This is a genomic window from Pedobacter gandavensis (assembly GCF_032678465.1).
Lineage (GTDB): Bacteria > Bacteroidota > Bacteroidia > Sphingobacteriales > Sphingobacteriaceae > Pedobacter > Pedobacter gandavensis_B.
In genome coordinates this window covers 119213-138254 of record NZ_JAVTSK010000003.1, presented here as the reverse complement: position 1 = coordinate 138254, position 19042 = coordinate 119213, and the positions used below count along the sequence as shown (strand labels likewise).

16 protein-coding genes are annotated in these 19042 nt (G+C 38.5%); 8 read left to right on the top strand and 8 right to left on the bottom strand.

What is annotated here, in order from left to right:
* The first annotated feature begins 167 nt into the window (after window positions 1–167).
* Together R2Q94_RS06755 and R2Q94_RS06750 are read left to right on the top strand one after the other, a co-directional pair.
* Window positions 168–3086, top strand: a complete 2919-nt coding sequence (locus tag R2Q94_RS06755; protein ID WP_316820687.1) for a two-component regulator propeller domain-containing protein — start codon at window positions 168–170, stop codon at window positions 3084–3086.
* Window positions 3079–3711, top strand: coding sequence for a response regulator transcription factor (locus R2Q94_RS06750; RefSeq protein WP_316820686.1), 633 nt, complete (start codon window positions 3079–3081; stop codon window positions 3709–3711). The genes R2Q94_RS06755 and R2Q94_RS06750 overlap by 8 nt, the downstream gene beginning before the upstream one ends.
* Before the next feature lie 63 nt (window positions 3712–3774).
* On the opposite strand, the gene R2Q94_RS06745 is transcribed toward R2Q94_RS06750, so the two are convergent.
* From R2Q94_RS06745 to R2Q94_RS06730, 4 genes are all read right to left on the bottom strand, one after another.
* Entirely contained in the window at window positions 3775–4401 is a 627-nt protein-coding gene (locus tag R2Q94_RS06745) for a hypothetical protein (protein ID WP_316820685.1), read from the bottom strand.
* 35 nt (window positions 4402–4436) lie between these two features.
* Window positions 4437–6338, bottom strand: coding sequence for a family 20 glycosylhydrolase (locus R2Q94_RS06740; RefSeq protein WP_316820684.1), 1902 nt, complete (start codon window positions 6336–6338; stop codon window positions 4437–4439).
* Window positions 6339–6517: 179 nt separating this feature from the next.
* Window positions 6518–7480, bottom strand: a complete 963-nt coding sequence (gene trxB, locus R2Q94_RS06735; RefSeq protein WP_316820683.1) for a thioredoxin-disulfide reductase — start codon at window positions 7478–7480, stop codon at window positions 6518–6520.
* A gap of 123 nt (window positions 7481–7603) precedes the next feature.
* A complete protein-coding gene (locus R2Q94_RS06730; protein WP_316820682.1) occupies window positions 7604–9232 on the bottom strand; it encodes an acyl-CoA carboxylase subunit beta in 1629 nt (542 codons plus the stop codon).
* 263 nt (window positions 9233–9495) lie between these two features.
* On the opposite strand from R2Q94_RS06730, the gene R2Q94_RS06725 reads away from it, so the two are divergent.
* Entirely contained in the window at window positions 9496–10806 is a 1311-nt protein-coding gene (locus tag R2Q94_RS06725) for a TIGR00341 family protein (RefSeq protein ID WP_316820681.1), read from the top strand.
* A gap of 27 nt (window positions 10807–10833) precedes the next feature.
* On the opposite strand, the gene R2Q94_RS06720 is transcribed toward R2Q94_RS06725, so the two are convergent.
* On the bottom strand, window positions 10834–11529 hold the full coding sequence (locus tag R2Q94_RS06720) for a diphthine--ammonia ligase (protein ID WP_316820680.1): 696 nt from the start codon (window positions 11527–11529) through the stop codon (window positions 10834–10836).
* Window positions 11530–11609: 80 nt separating this feature from the next.
* Here R2Q94_RS06720 and R2Q94_RS06715 point away from each other — a divergent pair, with 80 nt between their 5' ends.
* Window positions 11610–12317, top strand: coding sequence for a hypothetical protein (locus R2Q94_RS06715; RefSeq protein ID WP_316820679.1), 708 nt, complete (start codon window positions 11610–11612; stop codon window positions 12315–12317).
* A 52-nt stretch (window positions 12318–12369) separates the two neighbouring features.
* Here R2Q94_RS06715 and guaB read toward each other — a convergent pair whose 3' ends face one another.
* Entirely contained in the window at window positions 12370–13845 is a 1476-nt protein-coding gene (gene guaB / locus R2Q94_RS06710) for an IMP dehydrogenase (protein WP_316820678.1), read from the bottom strand.
* A gap of 261 nt (window positions 13846–14106) precedes the next feature.
* Between guaB and R2Q94_RS06705 the strand changes: the two genes are divergently transcribed.
* From R2Q94_RS06705 to R2Q94_RS06690, 4 genes are all read left to right on the top strand, one after another.
* Window positions 14107–14481, top strand: a complete 375-nt coding sequence (locus R2Q94_RS06705; RefSeq protein ID WP_316820677.1) for a hypothetical protein — start codon at window positions 14107–14109, stop codon at window positions 14479–14481.
* Between the two features lie 213 nt (window positions 14482–14694).
* A complete protein-coding gene (locus R2Q94_RS06700; RefSeq protein ID WP_316820676.1) occupies window positions 14695–15162 on the top strand; it encodes a MauE/DoxX family redox-associated membrane protein in 468 nt (155 codons plus the stop codon).
* 23 nt (window positions 15163–15185) lie between these two features.
* Complete coding sequence (locus tag R2Q94_RS06695; protein ID WP_316820675.1) at window positions 15186–15572, top strand: hypothetical protein; 387 nt, start codon at window positions 15186–15188, stop codon at window positions 15570–15572.
* An 85-nt stretch (window positions 15573–15657) separates the two neighbouring features.
* Entirely contained in the window at window positions 15658–16032 is a 375-nt protein-coding gene (locus R2Q94_RS06690; protein ID WP_316820674.1) for a hypothetical protein, read from the top strand.
* 55 nt (window positions 16033–16087) lie between these two features.
* Here R2Q94_RS06690 and R2Q94_RS06685 read toward each other — a convergent pair whose 3' ends face one another.
* Both R2Q94_RS06685 and R2Q94_RS06680 read right to left on the bottom strand, forming a co-directional pair.
* Complete coding sequence (locus tag R2Q94_RS06685) at window positions 16088–17617, bottom strand: TlpA disulfide reductase family protein (RefSeq protein WP_316820673.1); 1530 nt, start codon at window positions 17615–17617, stop codon at window positions 16088–16090.
* A gap of 29 nt (window positions 17618–17646) precedes the next feature.
* Window positions 17647–19041: a RagB/SusD family nutrient uptake outer membrane protein gene (locus tag R2Q94_RS06680; RefSeq protein WP_316820672.1), complete on the bottom strand. Its 1395-nt coding sequence runs from the start codon at window positions 19039–19041 to the stop codon at window positions 17647–17649.
* Window position 19042: the final 1 nt, after the last annotated feature.

Here is a 19042-nt window from a genome sequence, read left to right as displayed (position 1 = left end):
TGTTTAATTGTTTACACTACAAATTTAAGCTTAGCAAATCAGCATCAGTTCCCCCCTTAAGGGGTATATTTGTAACCTTAGCAAAAATCACCCTTAAAGGGGTATTTTTTTAAGCGTACCTGATAAATATATTTACAATGGCTTGAACCATCAATTCCTACCTGAACGTGTATTACAAACCGATTTTCCTCTTTCTATTCCTCCTCTTAACCGGTAGTGCAGATAGTTTTGCACAGCGCTATAACTTCCGTCAATATGATATTGAAGATGGCCTGACACAATCACAGGTTACGGCAATCAGCCAGGATAGTAAGCGTCGTTTATGGATCAGTACACTGGGTGGCCTTAGTTGTTTCAATGGAAGGCAGTTTTATAGTTACACCAAAACCAATGGACTGAATAACAATTTTGCTCTGGCCCTCAGTTTAGGTAAAAATGATGAAATATGGCTGGGTACAGCACGTGGTATTTCCAGGTTTAACGGAACTCAGTTCGATAATTTTGCCCAAACCAGAGAGTGGGTAGGTAAATTAGTGACCAGTGCCAAGGGGACTGTTTATGGCCTCTCCTCCTCCCGACTTTTTAAAACCGACAAAAAGCAGATCACTTTTCTTAACGTCAGTAAGGATCCGAAAGAAACAATAACGGCATTAAAAGTTGATGAAAATGGAAAGGTCGCAGTAGCACTGCATGGGAAAGGCATCTTTTACCTGGAGCAGGGGAAATGGATGGCTCATCCGGAAAACGAAATATTAAAGACTTTTGTCATCAATGATTTTTTCAGTGACCATCAACAAAAAGATAAGCTCTGGATAATGGCAGAAGATGGTCTTTATGCGCTGGAGCAAAAAAAAGTGAGTCAATATGTATCCGGTAAATTTACCGCCATACAACAGGATGCTAAAAACAACATCTGGATCGGTTACAGCAGCGGAGCCTATTACCTGACGAAAAATGGCCTGATCCATTTTAATGGTAAAAACGGGTTCAGCAATAATGCGGTCAATGCCATATTTAAAGATATAGAGAATAACATCTGGCTGGCTACAGATGGAACCGGTCTGTTCAGATTCATAGACAGAGATTATGTGGTCTTTGACGAATCTCAGGGATTGAATAGTAAAATCGTAATGAGTCTGGCGAAAGGCCCTAATGCGGACGAAATATGGATTGGAACCTATGGTGGTTTATTTCAATATCAAGGCGGAAAAATTAAAGAGATTGCTATTCCTTCGGAAGTAGACAACACAAGGAACATCAACTTCCTTTACAACGACCGCCAGAAAAACATCTGGATCGGAACCGTGTATGGTGGACTCTGGTGTTACAATGGTAAAACAATCGTTCGCATGGTATCGGATCGTCATTCCATTGCCTATAATGCCATTTTAGAAGACAGTAAGGGAAGGATTTGGGTCTCCACCAATGCTGGTTGTTTTTTATTAAACAAAGAAACAAAACAACTGGACTGGGTCAGTAAGCAATTTGGCAGCACCTTACTGGAAACTACCGAAGCTGAAATTCTGGTAGGCACCCAGGATGGTGTATACATCATCAGCAATAAAGGCCAGACCAAAGCACTAAATCTTCCTCAGTTGACAGGTTCTTCCGTCCTTTGCATGACAAAATCAGGACCACAAAACTTACTTTTCGGAACCTCCGACAATGGGATTCTGATCTGGGACCGGAAGACAGGAAAAACGAGGACCTTAAATACAGCGAAGGGTTTAGCTTCAGACCATATTTACAGTATGCTCCTGGACCAGCAAGGAATTTTATGGGTCGGAACCGGCAAAGGAATCAATAAGATCAACACAAAAGACTTTAGTGTCATCAGCAATAACAATGAACCAAATTTACTGGTGGAGTGTAATCAGAATGCCATTCTGCAGCACAATAATGACATTTGGGTAGGGACTACAAAAGGGGCTATCGTCTACAACCGGAATCATCAGGTACCGCCTACTGTCCCCCCTTATATCTACCTCAATACTGTCACTGCTTTTGCACAAAGTAAAGGCCGGCAGAACAAGGAGCAAACCATTTTCAAGGGAGATGAGCTAGGGCGTATCGCGACCCTTCCATATCATCAGAACAACCTGAACATTACCTTTACCGGAATTTTTTTAGCCAATCCTGATGGCCTGCTGTATCAGTACAGGTTAGTAGGATTAGACAATAAATACAGCGAAAGTACCTCCAATACTTCCATGAACTTCTCTTCTGTTCCTCCAGGAAGGTATACTTTTCAAGTGAGGGCACTGACCAAATCGGGCCTGATCTCCTTAAATGCAGCTTCCTTTTCTTTCGAAATTACACCTCCCTATTATCAGACCGGTGTATTCCGATTGCTTATCTTTGTGCTCATTGTATTGTTGATTTTACTGGCTGTTTACGTCATTTTGAATTTAAATGAACGAAAGCGAAAACTAAGGCTAAAGATCAAACTGGAAGAGCAATTTAAAGTCAGAAAGCAGACAGCTGAAGATTTTCATGACGATCTTGGTAACAAATTGACCCGAATCTCCGTCTTATCAGAAGTATTGAGCAGTATGATAGATAAAGATGATACAGAAAAGAGAAGTATCATCTCGAAAATCAACGACAATGTAAATGAATTATATAGGGGTACTAAAGACATATTGTGGTCATTAAATCCTAAAAATGATAAGTTAACTGAACTAATAGGCCACATTGAGGCGTTTGGGAGGGAAATGTTCAACAATACCCATGTTGATTTCCAATCTCATATTGATCTGGCCGGATACGATGGAAAATTATCATTAGATGTGAGCAGAAATCTGCTGATGATCTTTAAGGAGGCAATACACAATGCACTGAAACATGCAAAACCGGGGATGGTTGTATTTTCAGCAACAGTAGATGGGGAAAACTTAAAAATCACCGTAAAGGATGATGGACAAGGACTAGATCCCATAGGATCCATGGATGGCCATGGGATAAACAATATGAACGTGAGAGCAAAAAGAATCAATGCAAAACTAGATATCAATTCAAACGCCAGCGGAACGGAAATTAAACTCGCAATTCATCTTTCCACTTTAATGCGTCTGAAAAATGTATAGTCAGCCAGAATCCAGAATTGTCATCATCGAAGATGATCAGACCATAAGAGAAGGGTATGCTTATTTAATTAACCATACTTCTCCGTATCAGGTAGTGGCCACCTACCCTTCTTTTGATGCCGCAAAACATAAGATCAGCAAAGATCAACCTGATGTGATCATTCTAGATATACAACTACCAGGTACCAATGGCATTGATGCCCTTCCTATGTTGAAGAAATTGCTGCCACAGGTATATATCATTATGCTCACAGTTTATGAAACAGAAAAGACCATTCTTGATGCTCTGGCGAATGGTGCATCCGGCTATTTTACTAAAAACACACCTACAGCTAAATTAATTGAAGCCATTAAAGATGTACTGAATGGTGGTGGACCTATGAGCCCTGATGTTGCAAAAACAGTCATCCTTTCTCTTCAAAAGAACCAGGATACTCCACTCACCAAAAGGGAAACACAAATTCTGGAGCTGATCACCATTGGTAAAGACCGCGGGCAAATTGCTAAAGAACTTTTTATTGAAGTAGAAACCGTAAAAACACATACCAAGAACATTTATACGAAACTAAATGTCAATTCAAAGGCTGAGGCCATTCAGGTGGCAAAAGATAAAAAATTAGTTTAAACAAAACGGCCGTACCTTTTTGAAAAGATACGGCCGTTTTATTGCCATAATTAATGTTCCTGACTATTCTTTGAGCTCAATAGTAGAGAAACTATTACCATTTAAGCGATACTGCAGCATTTTAACTGTACCGGCTTTGTTGGTTGTATCTTTATCATCCAACACAGGAACTGAGCGGAACAGGTTTCCATCCTTGATGATGAACTTATCGCCACCTGCATAATTCTTCTTGATAGAAGGACTTAGCGGTGGGAAACTGATCTTTCTAAACTCTCCACCTGCATATTCGTACACATTCAGATCGTGCACGTTTTTTTTACTCAGCAATTCAATATAAATCTCCGGATTTCCATCATTATCGAGGTCCATATTCCAGACATCTGTAATGATTCCCTTCCTTTCATTAGAGAAAGACTTATAATTATTTTTCAACGTATCCGACAATAGAATCAGGTATCCGCCAACACTATCTACACCTTTCCCCCAACTGACTACTTCAAAGTTAATACCAGGGCGTATGGCAATGTCCTTGTAAAAAGGAAACTGACCCTGTGGTTTCTTAACCTCTGAAGAATTAGTCGCACTGCCTGGAGCAGTTGTTTTGTTGGAAGCATTATCTCCGCAAGCAGCCAATAAAAGCAGCCCTGCAAATAGCAGGGGCAGCTTTGAGAAATATTTACCTGATTTCATTTTTATATTTTTTTCAATGTGTTTCTTTCGAAAACCTATTTCACTTTTACATCCGCAGCACCATTGTTCAGAATGGTTTCTGTCACCACACTTTGTTTACCGGATGGCGTGATTACTATAGTTTTAAGAACTCGTTTTTCTCCTTTAGGAACGATCACCTGCAGTCCCTTGGTATACAAAGTTGCAGCAGTTGAAGGGCGTGTCAGGTCTAAAGTATAGTAAATACTTGATCCTGGCATTGGCGCTTTCATATCGATGTTAATCGTTTCACCGTTGATTACTTTTTCATTCAAACCAAGAGGCGTAGGTACCCAGTAATTCGTACCGGTTTTATCTAATCTAGCCAGGTGCAGAGGAAGACGTTCTTCAGAGAAGTTTTTTAAATCTTTACGTTCCGGTTGTGTCCATGCAATTTCAGCAAGTGAAAAAATCCTTGGCATAATCATGTACTCTACTTTTGCAGGAGTCTGGATATATTCTGTCCATAAGTTAGCCTGCACACCAATCACATATTTCTGTTGATCAGCAGTCAAAACTTTAGGCATTGGATCATAGTTATAAACTGTCGAGTAGGTAGAGAAACCACCAATATTTGTTGGTTCATCAGCAGAATTAGATTGTTTATGATCAAAATAAAGACCGCCACCATTAGGAGTCATGATCACATCATGGTTTTGTTGCGCTGCAGCGATACCACCTTCAGTACCTCTCCAGGACATCACCGTAGCGTTTGGTGCTAAACCACCTTCTAAGATTTCATCCCATCCAATAATCCGGCGACCTTTTGCATTCACATGTTTTTCAATTCTTTGGATGAAATAACTCTGTAAACCATGCTCGTCTTTTAAGTTCAGGTCTTTAATCATTTTCTGACAGAAAGCACTTTCTTTCCAATATTCTTTAGGGCATTCATCACCACCAATATGAATGTATTTAGAAGGGAATAAAGCAATCACTTCATCTAATACATTTTCCAGGAATTTGAAAGTATTGTCGTTAGGTACAAACACATCATCAAATACGCCGAATTGTTGTTGTACCTGTTTTCCTTTTCTGGAACCAGACCAAGGTGTTTTGGCATCTACAAAAGTATCTCTTTCCGGGAAGCAGCTCAACTCCGGATAGGCAGCGATTGCTGCAGAAGCATGACCAGGAAGCTCAATTTCAGGAATAACATTGATGTACCTTGCCGCAGCATAAGCAATCACGTCTTTCACTTCATTTTGAGTGTAGTAGCCTTTGTATTCTTTATTATCGGTACCTACACCAGGGTGATGACCAATAATGGTTCCATTTCTTTTGCCACCCACTTCTGTTAACCTTGGGTATTTTTTGATTTCAATTCTCCAACCCTGATCATCTGTCAAATGCCAGTGGAAATTATTCATCTTATAATCAGACATCACATCAATATATTTCTTTACCAGGGCAACCGGGAACATGTGACGGGACACATCCAGGTGCATTCCTCTATATTTGAAACGTGGGTAGTCATTGATTTCAGCATTTGAGATCAATACCTCGTTGTTTACCTTTTCCGGCATCAACTGCATCATAGATTTTAATCCATAAAATAATCCAGCTTCTTTACCTACAATCGTAATATTTTTACCTGTGATATTGATTTTATAACCTTCTGCAGGCAATTGATCTGCACCTACTGAAGTCAGTACAATCGCTCTTTCATTTGCTGCTGCTGCTTTTGCAGGTCTCAATGAAAATCCAGCTTTGGTCACCACAAAGGCGTTGAACAAGTCGGCCATTCTGGAGTTTTTTGGGTCATTCGACACTAGAACTACGGTTTTATCCAGTTTAAAGTTACCGTTTGTCTTCTTTACAGATACCGGGGCAGGAATAATACCCATGTTCTGGTCCTGCTGCGCAGAAGCTTCTATTGCAATAAATGCCAACAGAACAATTGTAAAAAATTTCTTCATTTGTTTTTTGAGTGTTTATTAATTTGGTTAAAACGGAGCGTTTTTTATGCTGCAGAACCCTACAGATCAACGCACCTTCATTTTTTGTTTAAATTGAATGCACAAGATAAAAAAACCTTTGATACAAAAAAAGGCGGAATTCTCACGAATTCCACCTTTTTATATATAGCTGTTATCGGTTAAGATAAAACTTTTACTTCATCTTCTTTGGCAGCCAGGAAACGTTCTGCATCTAAAGCAGCCATACAACCTGAACCTGCAGCAGTTACCGCCTGACGGTAGTAATGATCCTGTACATCACCCGCAGCAAAAACACCTTCTACATTTGTTTTTGTTGATCCAGGAATGGTTTTAAGGTATCCGGTTTCGTCCATATCTAACTGTCCTTTAAAGATATCTGTATTTGGTTTATGGCCAATAGCCACAAAGAAACCTTCTACAGGAATCTCAGATTCCACATTAGTTTGATTGTTCAATACTTTTACACCAGTTACATTTTTACCGTTACCCAGGATTTCCAAAGTCTCAGTATGGTAAATCACCTCAATGTTAGGTGTATTCAATACCCTGTGCACCATTGCTTTTGAAGCTCTGAATTCATCTCTTCTCACTAGCATGTATACTTTTTTACAAAGTTTAGCCAGGTAAGTTGCTTCTTCAGCGGCAGTATCACCTGCACCAACGATAGCTACATCTAATCCTTTAAAGAAGAAACCGTCGCATACCGCACAAGCAGAAACACCAAATCCATTATATTTTTGTTCAGAAGGTAAACCTAACCATTTCGCGGTTGCACCTGTAGAGATAATTACTGAATCCGCAGTGATGGTTTTAATATCATCTACAACTACTTTATGAGGCATTGAAGAAAAATCTACAGAACTTACATATCCAAAACGGATATCAGTTCCAAAGCGTTCCGCTTGTTTGCGGAAATCTTCCATCATTTCTGGTCCTGTGATTCCAGCAGGATAACCAGGGAAATTATCAACCTCGGTAGTTTGTGTCAATTGTCCACCAGGTTCCATACCGGTATACATTACTGGTTTCAGGTCTGCACGGGCTGCATAAATTGCTGCAGTATATCCTGCCGGGCCTGAACCTATAATTAAACATTTAACGTGTTCTATTTCTTGTGACATATTATTTTTTCTGTTATACTACAAAATTACACTTTTCTACAACGCATAACAAGTGCTGGCTTTGCAGAAAGCCGCATTATGAGTTACTGATTATAAAATATCGGGAATTACAATCTCAGAAAATCAGGTTTGGATGATCCCTACATTAAAGGCTTTTTTAATTGGGGATTGATTTGCGGCTTCAATTCCCATTGAAATCACCTTTCGGGTCTCTAAAGGATCGATGACACCATCCACCCAAAGCCTTGAAGCTGCATAATATGGCGTAGTCTGACTATTATAGCGATCTGTAATTTCTTTTAAAAGTTCCGCTTCTTTCTCTGGAGTGATGGTTTCTCCTTTTGCCTTTAGGGAGGCTTCCTGAATTTGCAGCAATACTTTTGCGGCTTGTGAGCCACCCATTACGGCTATTTTAGCACTTGGCCAGGCATAAATCAAACGGGGATCATAAGATTTGCCACACATGGCATAATTTCCTGCACCATAGGAATTGCCCAATACGATTGTAAATTTAGGCACTACAGAGTTGGCTACTGCCATTACCATTTTAGCACCATCCTTGATGATTCCTCCTTGTTCAGACCTGCTGCCCACCATAAATCCGGTCACGTCCTGTAGAAACACCAATGGGATTTTCTTCTGATTACAGTTCATGATGAACCTTGCGGCCTTATCTGCACTGTCGGAATAAATCACCCCACCAAACTGCATCTCTCCTTTTTTAGATTTCACCACTTTTCGCTGGTTGGCCACAATACCCACAGCCCAGCCGTCGATTCTTCCCAATCCGCAAATGATACTCTGTCCATATAGTTGTTTATATTCTTCGAAATCGGAAGCATCTACCAAACGATAAATCAGCTCCAGCATATCATAGGGTTTCTCCCTGCTTTCCGGCAGGATCCCATAAATATCTTCCGGATTCAGCTTAGGCTGCTCAGGCTTGATTCGATCAAATCCGGCAAGTTCCGGAGCACCCAGCTTGCTCATGATGTTGCGAATACTATCCAGACAAGCCTGATCATTAGGATGTTTATAATCCGTCACACCGGAAATTTCGCAATGGGTAGTTGCACCACCTAAACTTTCATTGTCGATGTCTTCCCCAATAGCGGATTTTACCAGGTAGGAACCTGCCAGAAACACCGATCCCGTACCATCCACGATCATGGCTTCATCGCTCATAATTGGGAGATAAGCACCACCGGCAACACAAGAGCCCATAATTGCTGCAATCTGTACGATTCCATCTGCCGACATGTGCGCATTATTTCTGAACATCCGTCCAAAATGTTCTTTATCAGGAAAGATCTCATCTTGCATTGGCAGATATACCCCTGCACTATCTACCAGATAAATGACTGGTAATCGGTTCTCCATCGCAATCTCTTGTGCCCTCAGGTTCTTTTTAGCCGTCATAGGAAACCAGGCTCCAGCTTTCACTGTAGCATCATTGGCAATGATCATACATTGCCTGCCGGAAACATAGCCAATTCCGGCAACCACTCCTGCTGATGGGCAGCCACCTTGTTCCGCGTACATCCCATCCGCAGCAAAAGCACCGACTTCCAGAAATTCACTTTCCTTATCTATTAAATAAGCGATTCTTTCACGCGCCAGCAGTTTTCCCTTCTCCTTTTGCTTCCCCGCATTCTTTGCTCCCCCACCTTCATATATCTTTTTAAGCCTCGTCTTCAACTCGTAAACCGACTGCTTATTCAAATCTTCATTTTTGTTGAATTCTATATTCATTTTGGCAAGTTAAATCTATTTTCCAATGAAACAAAAGTCCGTTTTAGGCTTTGGTATAAAGCAGTCATTTGTTGCGCTTTCCCTAAGAATTATGCCCTATATTTTTTTTAAAATGACATCCAGTTTTTTCAAAACTCAGGTCTTCAATTCATTTCAAAGCCCCTCTGGAATTTACAATCCTATAAATACAGCAACCAAATGTTTATTGCGAAAAAAAAACAATTTTAGGATCAATAATTGCTACAATTCTAAAAATTCCGTTTATGAATGATCTTTACAACGTCCTCAGAAAATTTTTCAATTACCGTTTCAATTTGCAGGAAGACAGTGCACCTCAGGCAGAAACCATTGCTTCGATAAAGAAAAATGTTGCTTTTAAAGGGGCCAACTTGTGGACATTAATTTTCGCCATATTTGTTGCCTGTATCGGATTGAATGTGAATTCTACTGCGGTCATCATCGGCGCCATGCTGATCTCTCCGCTCATGGGCCCAATTGTAGGAATCGGGCTTGGGATAGGCACTAACGACTTTGATCTCGTTAAAAAAGGGCTCCGAAACCTCATTCTTGCTACCATTATCAGCATCATCGCTTCTACCCTATATTTTACTTTCACACCGCTTCATGAGGCTTCCTCTGAATTATTAGCCAGAACTTCGCCATCTATCTGGGATGTTTTTATAGCTAGCTTAGGTGGTCTGGCAGGAATTGTTGCCGCTACCCGGCAAGAAAAGAGCAATGTAATTCCGGGTGTGGCCATTGCCACGGCATTAATGCCTCCGCTATGTACGGCAGGCTTTGGAATTGCTTCAGGAAATTTTTACTATTTTTTTGGTGCCATTTACCTCTACTTTATCAATAGTGTTTTTATTTGTGTGTCTACCTTTCTAATCGTGCGGTATTTGAAATTTAGAAAGAAGACTTTTGAAAACAAGGAAGATGAACAGAAAGTAAGTCGCTATATCTGGATCATTGTCATCATTACGATTGCGCCGAGTATTTACCTCACCTATCAGATTGTAGGCAAAAGTATCTTTGAAAACAATGCGAACAGATTCATCAGTCAGCAGTTGAACTATACCAATACTCAAGTCATCTCAAAAAACCTGAAATTCAACAGAAAGGGAAGCGAGATAGACCTATTGTTATTGGGTGCAGAACTCTCGCCTCAACAGCTGGACTCCTTAAACCAAAAGCTACCGGATTACCAATTGAAAGGAACAAAACTGATCATTAGGCAAGGTCTGAATGCGAAGAATGAAGTTGATCTTTCTCAAATCAAAGCCAGCATACTGGAAGATGTATTCAAAAGCAATACTGAAGCCGCCGTTAATGACCCTTTAAAGTTGTTGCTTCCAGACCTGAAACCAGAACTTCGTGTACTGTACCCCGATCTAAAAGATTACAGCATTAGCAATACCATTTTTACTCGTTTAGATTCCAATAAGTCCGATACGCTGACGATGGTAGTGGCTTCATTCTATAAGCCAATTCCCCTGGTTGATCAGGATCGCCTGAGGTTATGGTTAAAGAACAGGGTAAAAGCAGACTCTTTGAAATTGATTGTTTTATAACGGGACCGATTCAAGCTAAAGCCCAATTTAAGGTAATAGATCAATATACCAATACCCGGAGTACTCTCCTTCTTCTCCATTGGGCTTCGGGAATTGCTTATATACCTTTTCTCCCAGACTAAATTCTATTGGAGCAGTAAAAATCGGGCCATCAAACACAAATGTATGAAACTCGCCATTCTCTCCGCAGGGATCAATTCCTTCCGGGAGATCGGCGATAAAATGCTCGTCGATTACTCTTCCGCAGAAATCTTCCAGTCCTTCCTGAGCACAAACTACTATGGTTCTATACCCAAGAGCAATAAACTCATGAATCAACCCGAGCGTATCCCGTTTCCATAAAGGAAATACCCCTTTGAGCCCCATTTCTGCCAGCTTGCGCTCCCGGTATTCCCTCAGGTCTTCCAGAAAAATATCTCCAAAAATAGAATACGCTACTCCTTTTGAATGCAATATATCAAGATGGCGCTGCATACTTTGCTCGTAAGCTTCCATAGTTGGGGATTCCGACAAACGAACCTGATATAAGGGAATACCAATACTTTTCGCCTGTGCAATCAGCAGTTCTTCTCTGACTCCGTGCATACTCACCCGTTTAAAAGCTTCGTTTACGGTAGTCAGCAGATAGCGTACTTCAAACGCTTCTTCCTCCAAAATATGATGTAATGCCAGGCAACTGTCTTTACCTCCACTCCAATTAAACAGACTGATCTTTTTATCCATTAGGGCACAATATTACAAGAAATTCCGGTCTTCATATCAGGAACACACTTTTTTCATAAAACTGACGTTATTTTCCATGTATGAAACTAAAAATCATCCTCTTCTTTCTATGCTGTCAGACTGCGGTTTACGCTCAGAATTTCAAGTTTCCGACATTGTCAAATCAGGGAAAATCCATCACCGAACTGGTTCCTGCAAAATGGAAAGTGCTGGACTCTGTGGCTGGCGACCTGAACCAGGATCAGGTAAAAGATCTGGTGATGATTTTAGAGTATCAGCAGGAAATCCGGGAAAGCAGGGCTTATGGCGACAATACCACTGAGCTCATCACGGAAATTCAGAAACCAAGGATACTGGCCATTTACTTCAAAAACAAAAATGGTTATCAACTGGCCACTCAAAACAACAACTTCATATTAAGGTCGCAGGAAGGTGGCTCGCTGGGTGATCCCTTGCGGCCGATGGGAATTGAGAAAAATCAGCTTTCTTTATCCTTTCAGGGAGGTGGAGAATGGCGGTGGAAATTAAAGTATACCTTTAAATACAATGGTAATAACTGGATACTGGAAAAAGCGAACAATTATTATTACAATGAAAACTCAGGAGAGCTGACAGACAAACAATATGATTTCGTGAACAGGAAACTACTGGTCACTACCGGATTGGGCAAGCACAGTAAACTACCCAATGAAACCATCACGCATGATTTTCCGATAAAAGAACTGCGGACTTTCCAAAGTTTCAAGAAACCATGGACCTGGGAGATCAGTCCTGACGAGTTCCTATAACGCAAAAAAGGGTATCCGAAATTTACGGATACCCTTTTTTTATGATCAAAAACTAGTTCTTACTAGAATAGTTTGGTGATTCTTTAGTGATAGAAACATCATGTGGATGACTTTCTCTCATACCTGCAGCAGTGATACGTACAAATTTAGCTTGTTGTAAAGCATCGATAGTAGCTGCTCCACAATAGTGCATTCCTGCTCTTAGTCCACCAACATACTGGTAGATCACTTCTGCCAAAGTACCTTTATAAGGAACGCGACCTACAATTCCTTCCGGAACTAATTTGGTCACTACATCTTCCTCATCCTGGAAATAACGATCTTTAGAACCTTGTTGCATAGCTTCTACAGAACCCATACCACGGTAAGATTTAAATTTACGTCCTTCATAGATGATGGTTTCACCTGGAGATTCTTCTACTCCTGCGAACAATGAACCTGCCATGATACAGCTCGCTCCGGCAGCAATAGCTTTTACAATATCACCAGTTTGTTTGATACCACCATCAGCGATTACAGGAATTCCTGTACCGATCAATGCTTGTGCACATTCGAAAACTGCATACAATTGAGGTACTCCAACACCAGCAATAATTCTGGTGGTACAGATAGAACCTGGACCGATACCCACTTTAACTGCATCTGCACCAGCTTCTGCCAATGCTCTTGCAGCATCTGCAGTAGCGATGTTTCCAGCGATCACCTGTAAATCAGGGAAACGTGCTTTAATGGCTTTTACCATATCAATCACACCTTTAGAGTGACCATGAGCGGTATCTACAGTCACCACATCCACACCTGCTGCAACTAAAGCTGCTACACGGTCAATGTTATCTGCTGCTACCCCTACAGCTGCACCTACGCGTAATCTTCCACGCTCATCTTTACATGCTTTAGGGTAGTTTTTATATTTTTGGATGTCTTTGAAAGTGATTAAACCTGCAAGATTTCCAGCGGCATTAATTACCGGTAATTTTTCGATTTTATAATCTTGTAAGATTTCTTCTGCTTGTAAAAGCGTAGTTCCTTCAGGAGCAGTGATCAGATTTTCTCTGGTCATCACTTCAGAAACTTTACGTTGCATGTCTTTCTGGAAACGAAGGTCTCTGTTAGTGATGATACCTACCAATTTATTGTCGGCATCAATCACAGGAATTCCACCTATTTTGAAATCCTTCATGATCTGGAATGCGTCCGCTACTTTTGCATCTGCATTTAAAGTAACCGGATCCTGGATCATTCCACTTTCTGAACGTTTTACTTTTCTAACTTCTTCAGCCTGACGTTCGATGCTCATGTTTTTATGTAGCATACCGATACCACCTGCCTGAGCAATGGCAATTGCCAAACCAGCTTCAGTTACGGTATCCATTGCTGCAGAAACAACAGGGACATTTAAACGTATTTTTTTAGTTAAAAAACTTCCGGTATCCACGTCACGTGGCAGAACTTCAGAATATGCAGGAACTAACAATACGTCGTCGTATGTTAAACCTTCAGATATAAATTTATTGGGATCAAGTTGCATAGCAAATAATTTAGGAGTTACTATTTGCCGGGCAAAGATACTATTATTATTGCAACTGCGCAACAGTTCCCCAGAAATAGGCCGTTTTAGACAAAAGATTACACTGAGATTAAGATTCCTTAACCTCAGCAAAATCATTAAGCAATGTTACCTATGCAACAAAAGTTTGTTACATATGCAACACGCGTTTGTTACATATGTAACAAATCATCGTTCAAAGCCTACATATATTTGGTATAACAAAACGCTAATACTAAAAATATGAATACTGGTAGAATTATTTTTGAACTCCTGGTTGTAAGCGCTTCATTTACATTTAGTGCATTCACAAATGTAAATGTGAAATCAAATACAAAACGTAGTGTAGCATTTGATTATCTCATTCAAAGAGTTCATGGAGAGTTTACACAAATAGACATAGCCAACCCTTCATCCGTACCAGATTATGGTATGTGTTATATAGGAGGAACTATATATCGCTGTGTATACCAAGTAACTGCTGCAGGAAAACTAAACATCCCATCACTAACTTCATTAAGGCAGATATATTATACAGGAGCCCAAATTAACAATTATCTGGTATTAGGTTACCTGTATTCAGAACCCGGTTCAATACCAGCATTATACTGGGATTAATATCAGTACAAAAAATTCTATTTAAACAAGAGACACTTAACTAACCTATAATTTAAACCAAAAACCACTGCCCCCCAAAAATTAACTTTCTCAAAATTCAAAAAGGATCGGGGGCTTTCCCTGAGAACCTTCGGTCCTTTTTCTCCTTAACATTTGTAAGAAAATTTACCTAAAAAAATTAATCAAAATCAATGTGTGACTAAAATTATAACAATGGATACTTCAATAAAAGGACAATCGAGATTCCAGATTTCAGATAAGGCCAGAGAGCTCAGCATAGAAATCATCTGCTATTTATTTATTGCACTATTTATTTATACTGCTACAGATAAAATTTTTGATTTTAAAAGTTTTCATCGTTTTTTGGGTCGGTTAGATTTCTTGCATACGATAGGTCCAATTCTAGCATACCTAATCCCAGTTGCTGAAATTGCAGTTTCAATTTTACTACTCATCCCAAAAACAAAACGTCTGGGCTTATATCTTTCACTAGCCATCATGATACTCTTCACCTCCTATCTGGTTTTTATGAAATTAACCTTGGATGCGGAGCATCTACCCTGCCATTGTGGAGGGGCAATCACCAGGTTAAGCTGGACACAACATATTTGGTTCAATTTAGGATTTATACTACTTGCAGGGATTGGCATAAAGCTAATCAACAGTAAAAAAAGTTCATAAATATTTATTTAATTCTTACAACGATGAAAAATATAACGAAAGTGATTTTGGGTCTGCTCGTGATTGGGACGGCAATCGGATTTAGTGCATTTACAAATGCAAAAAAAAATCAAGAGAATATGGTAAATAAAAAATCTTATATACTGATTGATTATCTAGTGCAAAGGCACGCAGGTCAATTCACACCATATCTACCTTACAATGAACAACCTAATGGAGCATTATGCATAGGGAGCTCTAAACGACAATGCATCTACGAGGTAACTTTACTAGGCAAATGGAATATACCAAACTTATCCACCATTTGGCAAACTTATTACACAACAGAGCAAATTGATGAATATCTAGCCAATAACTGGTTATTCAGTGATCCTCATTACAAATATGGATTATACTTAGGGGATGAATAAAAAATTACGCGTAGTAACAGGTAAATGCTATCCCCTGTATAAAGAAATATAGCAATACCAAACCAAATCAATAAAACATAAAACAATGAAAAATTTCCAAAAAATTGCTTTGGGCCTGATGACTGTAGGCTCAGCATTCGCATTCAGTGCATTCACAAATGTAGACCTTGGTACTAATAAAAAAGCTGTTACATTTGATTACCTAGTACAAAGGGCAGCTGGACAATTTACACAAATTAACCCTTCAAATCCAAGTGCAACCCCAGACTATTCATTTTGCAAAACATCAGCAGCAAATAGATGTTCTTATGAAGTAACATTATTAGGAAAATCGAATATGCCAACACTTGTCTCTTTAGGACAAACTTCCTATACTGCTACCCAAATTCAAGATTATTTAGATAATGGTTATATTATTGAAGATCCAGAAACTACTAAAAGTACATTATATGTAGACTAGTAAAAGTTAAATTACAGAGAGAATAGTATTTAATTACAAATACTATTCTCTTTATTTATAAAAATCCATTCAAAAAATTTTTGAATAAAATCGCACTATCCGCTATACTACTCCTTGGTCTTGGAGGGGCGGTTGAAATCGTTTTACCATCCTTTATAATTATCAAGATAGGAAAGCCGTCTATATTATAGTGTTTAATAATTGGATGATCAGCACCAAGTCCAGCTGTATATAAATTAATCTCATCATCACTTGTATATATCTGTTTTTCCAAGCTTTTCACCCAGCTTTCTTTTTTTACATCAATACTAACAGTCATAAATACAACATTAGGATTGTCTTTATAAGTCTGAATAATGGGTTTTAATTCCTTTGCCAAATTTGCACAGGCGACACAGCCAGTGTACCAAAAATCTAAAATTATAAGTTTTCCTTTATAATCACTTAGCTTATGTAGTTTACCCTCCTTATCTGGTAATTCAAAAGGAAAAGCCGGACCAGTACTATTCTTTTTCAGCTCCATTATGGCTCTTCTAAAAACATTCTCTCTCGGAAACCCCACAGATTCATCAATAAGAAAATCACGTGCATCCTGACGTAAGTTTATTTCAAAACTATAAGCTATCAATAATACCTTATCATATACCAGCCCCTCATTACCTTTTCTGATAAAGTTCATTAATTCTTTAAAAGAATACCTAAAATTATAAAAACCAGGTTTTGAGCTTAACAAAAACATAGTAGAGAATCTATCCCTTTTATATAAAAAATCACAATATTTATATGACTTCACCAAAATATCATCATCAAATTTATTATGATCAAATTCTTTTAAATAAGAAGATAGAAACCTATAAATAACCTCATCCCAACCATTTCGGTCACCAGATGCATTCGTCATCATGAGGAATCTGTCAGTTAAATGCAAATTATGCTCGCCCCAGATATCCGCACTAATTAATGAATAAATTGAAGTATTAATTCTATTTTTATACTTTTTTAAAATCTTTAGTTTATCGAAATAAAGTGAATCATCTATTTTTATTTGTCGAATTAATATTCGCTCAAATAACGAAGAATTTCCTTCCTCTATTTTACCTAGTTTAGATGCAGCATCAAGGCTTTGATTAGCCAGCTCAAAAAGGCAATTGTACTTAGGACTTCCTTTCCCTTTAAATAATACACTCTTTATACCAAATACAATCTTGATATTGTCACCATTCTGAAAAATAAAAAGATTATTAAGTGCATTAAACACCTCCTTACCTACTTTGAACCCTGAAGAATTATAAATAATGCGTCCATAATTTATGTCCGTGCTCAATGGCAACTTAAAAAGAGATTTCAGTTTAGTGACTTTAAAAACATTTAAATCATAATTAGTTATAAACATAGAGTTTATGGCATCCCTACACATTTCAAATTCAATACTTGCATCTTTTAAAAGAGCAGAATCTTTGACAATAACTTCAATCATGACGAACTTCTCTATAGATTTAGCTTCTTTTCCGAATATCCTTAATGGTAGCAATTGAATGAAACAAGTAAGGAATAATAATTTCACCATTTTGATATGCAATTTCATTATATGAGCTTATTTTTAATTCTTATATTTTAGCGGGGATTTTGTACTATCCCACTCAAAGCAACTTCTGCAGGATATATTGGAAACACCCATCTTAAATCATTTGGAGGAAGAGTATACGTCACACCATTTAAAGTACGGGTAAGTGTAATATTAGCCCCTTCCTTATTTAACCTTTTTAAATCAAACCACCTAAGGCCTCTCCAAACCAATTCTTTTCGTCTTTCTATTAAAACTTTAGATAAGGCTTCACTCGCTGAATTACTTACAACTGGTACATAAGGGGAGCTATTATGAAAACGCTTAATTAGTAATGCATTCAATACATCCATTGAGGCGGATACTTCATTTCTTCTAGCCAAACATTCAGCTTTGATCAGATAAACTTCATCTGTAGCCAATCCAAAAAAAGGGTAAAAACCGGTCGCATTTCCAGCATATGATCTCTTTAAATTATAACTACCATCAGTGAGTTTAGAAAAATATAGTTGCAGCCGGAGGTCATTTCCCGAATAAAGACTAATCAGATCTTGATTAATCCTTGAATAATCTGAACCTGCTCCTATAATTTCATCATAATCTATACCTGTAGTACTTATATAAATTAACTCGTCATTATTAATAATAGTAAATGGAATAGATGCTGTTTTGCTAATCAAATTGTAGTCGGTTATTTTACTATATAAGGAGAGGCATTTATCCGAAAAACGTTCTGCATTCACATAATCGCGCATATCAAGATAAATCCTGGCTAAGAGTGCATAAACAGCAATCCTAGTAGGTCGATTTAAATTTTCTGAAGACCTTACAGAAGGTAATAAATTCTCGGCAACACTTAGATCATTAAGAATTTGATCCAAACTCTCCTGAAGGGTTGACCTTTGCTGGATATAATCAATGCCCGCTTTAAGTCGAAGAGGGATACCCAAATCTGTATGAGCAGTCTTTGCGTCATATGCTTTGCAATAATTTCTAGTCAGATCATAAAATCCAATGGCGCGTATAAATAAGGCGGCCCCTTTCAAAGCCCTTCCTTCGGTTGAAGCTAAAAGTTCTGATTTTGCTAATCCTTCAAGTATACTATTTGCATAAAAAATCTGAGTATAAACTGGATTCCAATTATACTCCCCAGACTCTCCTTGATAGATGTCGCTAGCCCAAATATAGGAATTACGTTCAGTAGCGTTTGCTAACACCTGCCAATTTTGGTAAGAAAGGGTGTATTCATCTGAAGCGAGTTGTGGCAAAACTACTCCAGTTTGTATGAAAGTTTGATAATTATCCAAAAGCTGTTGGAAATCTTTTAAAGTTTTAGGTACGATTAAATTCGTCGAAGGTTTTTTATCTAAAAATTCAGTTCTTTTGCAACCTAAAAAGCAAAAAAAACATAATATAAAACAAAACTTGTTAAAAATATTTTTCATA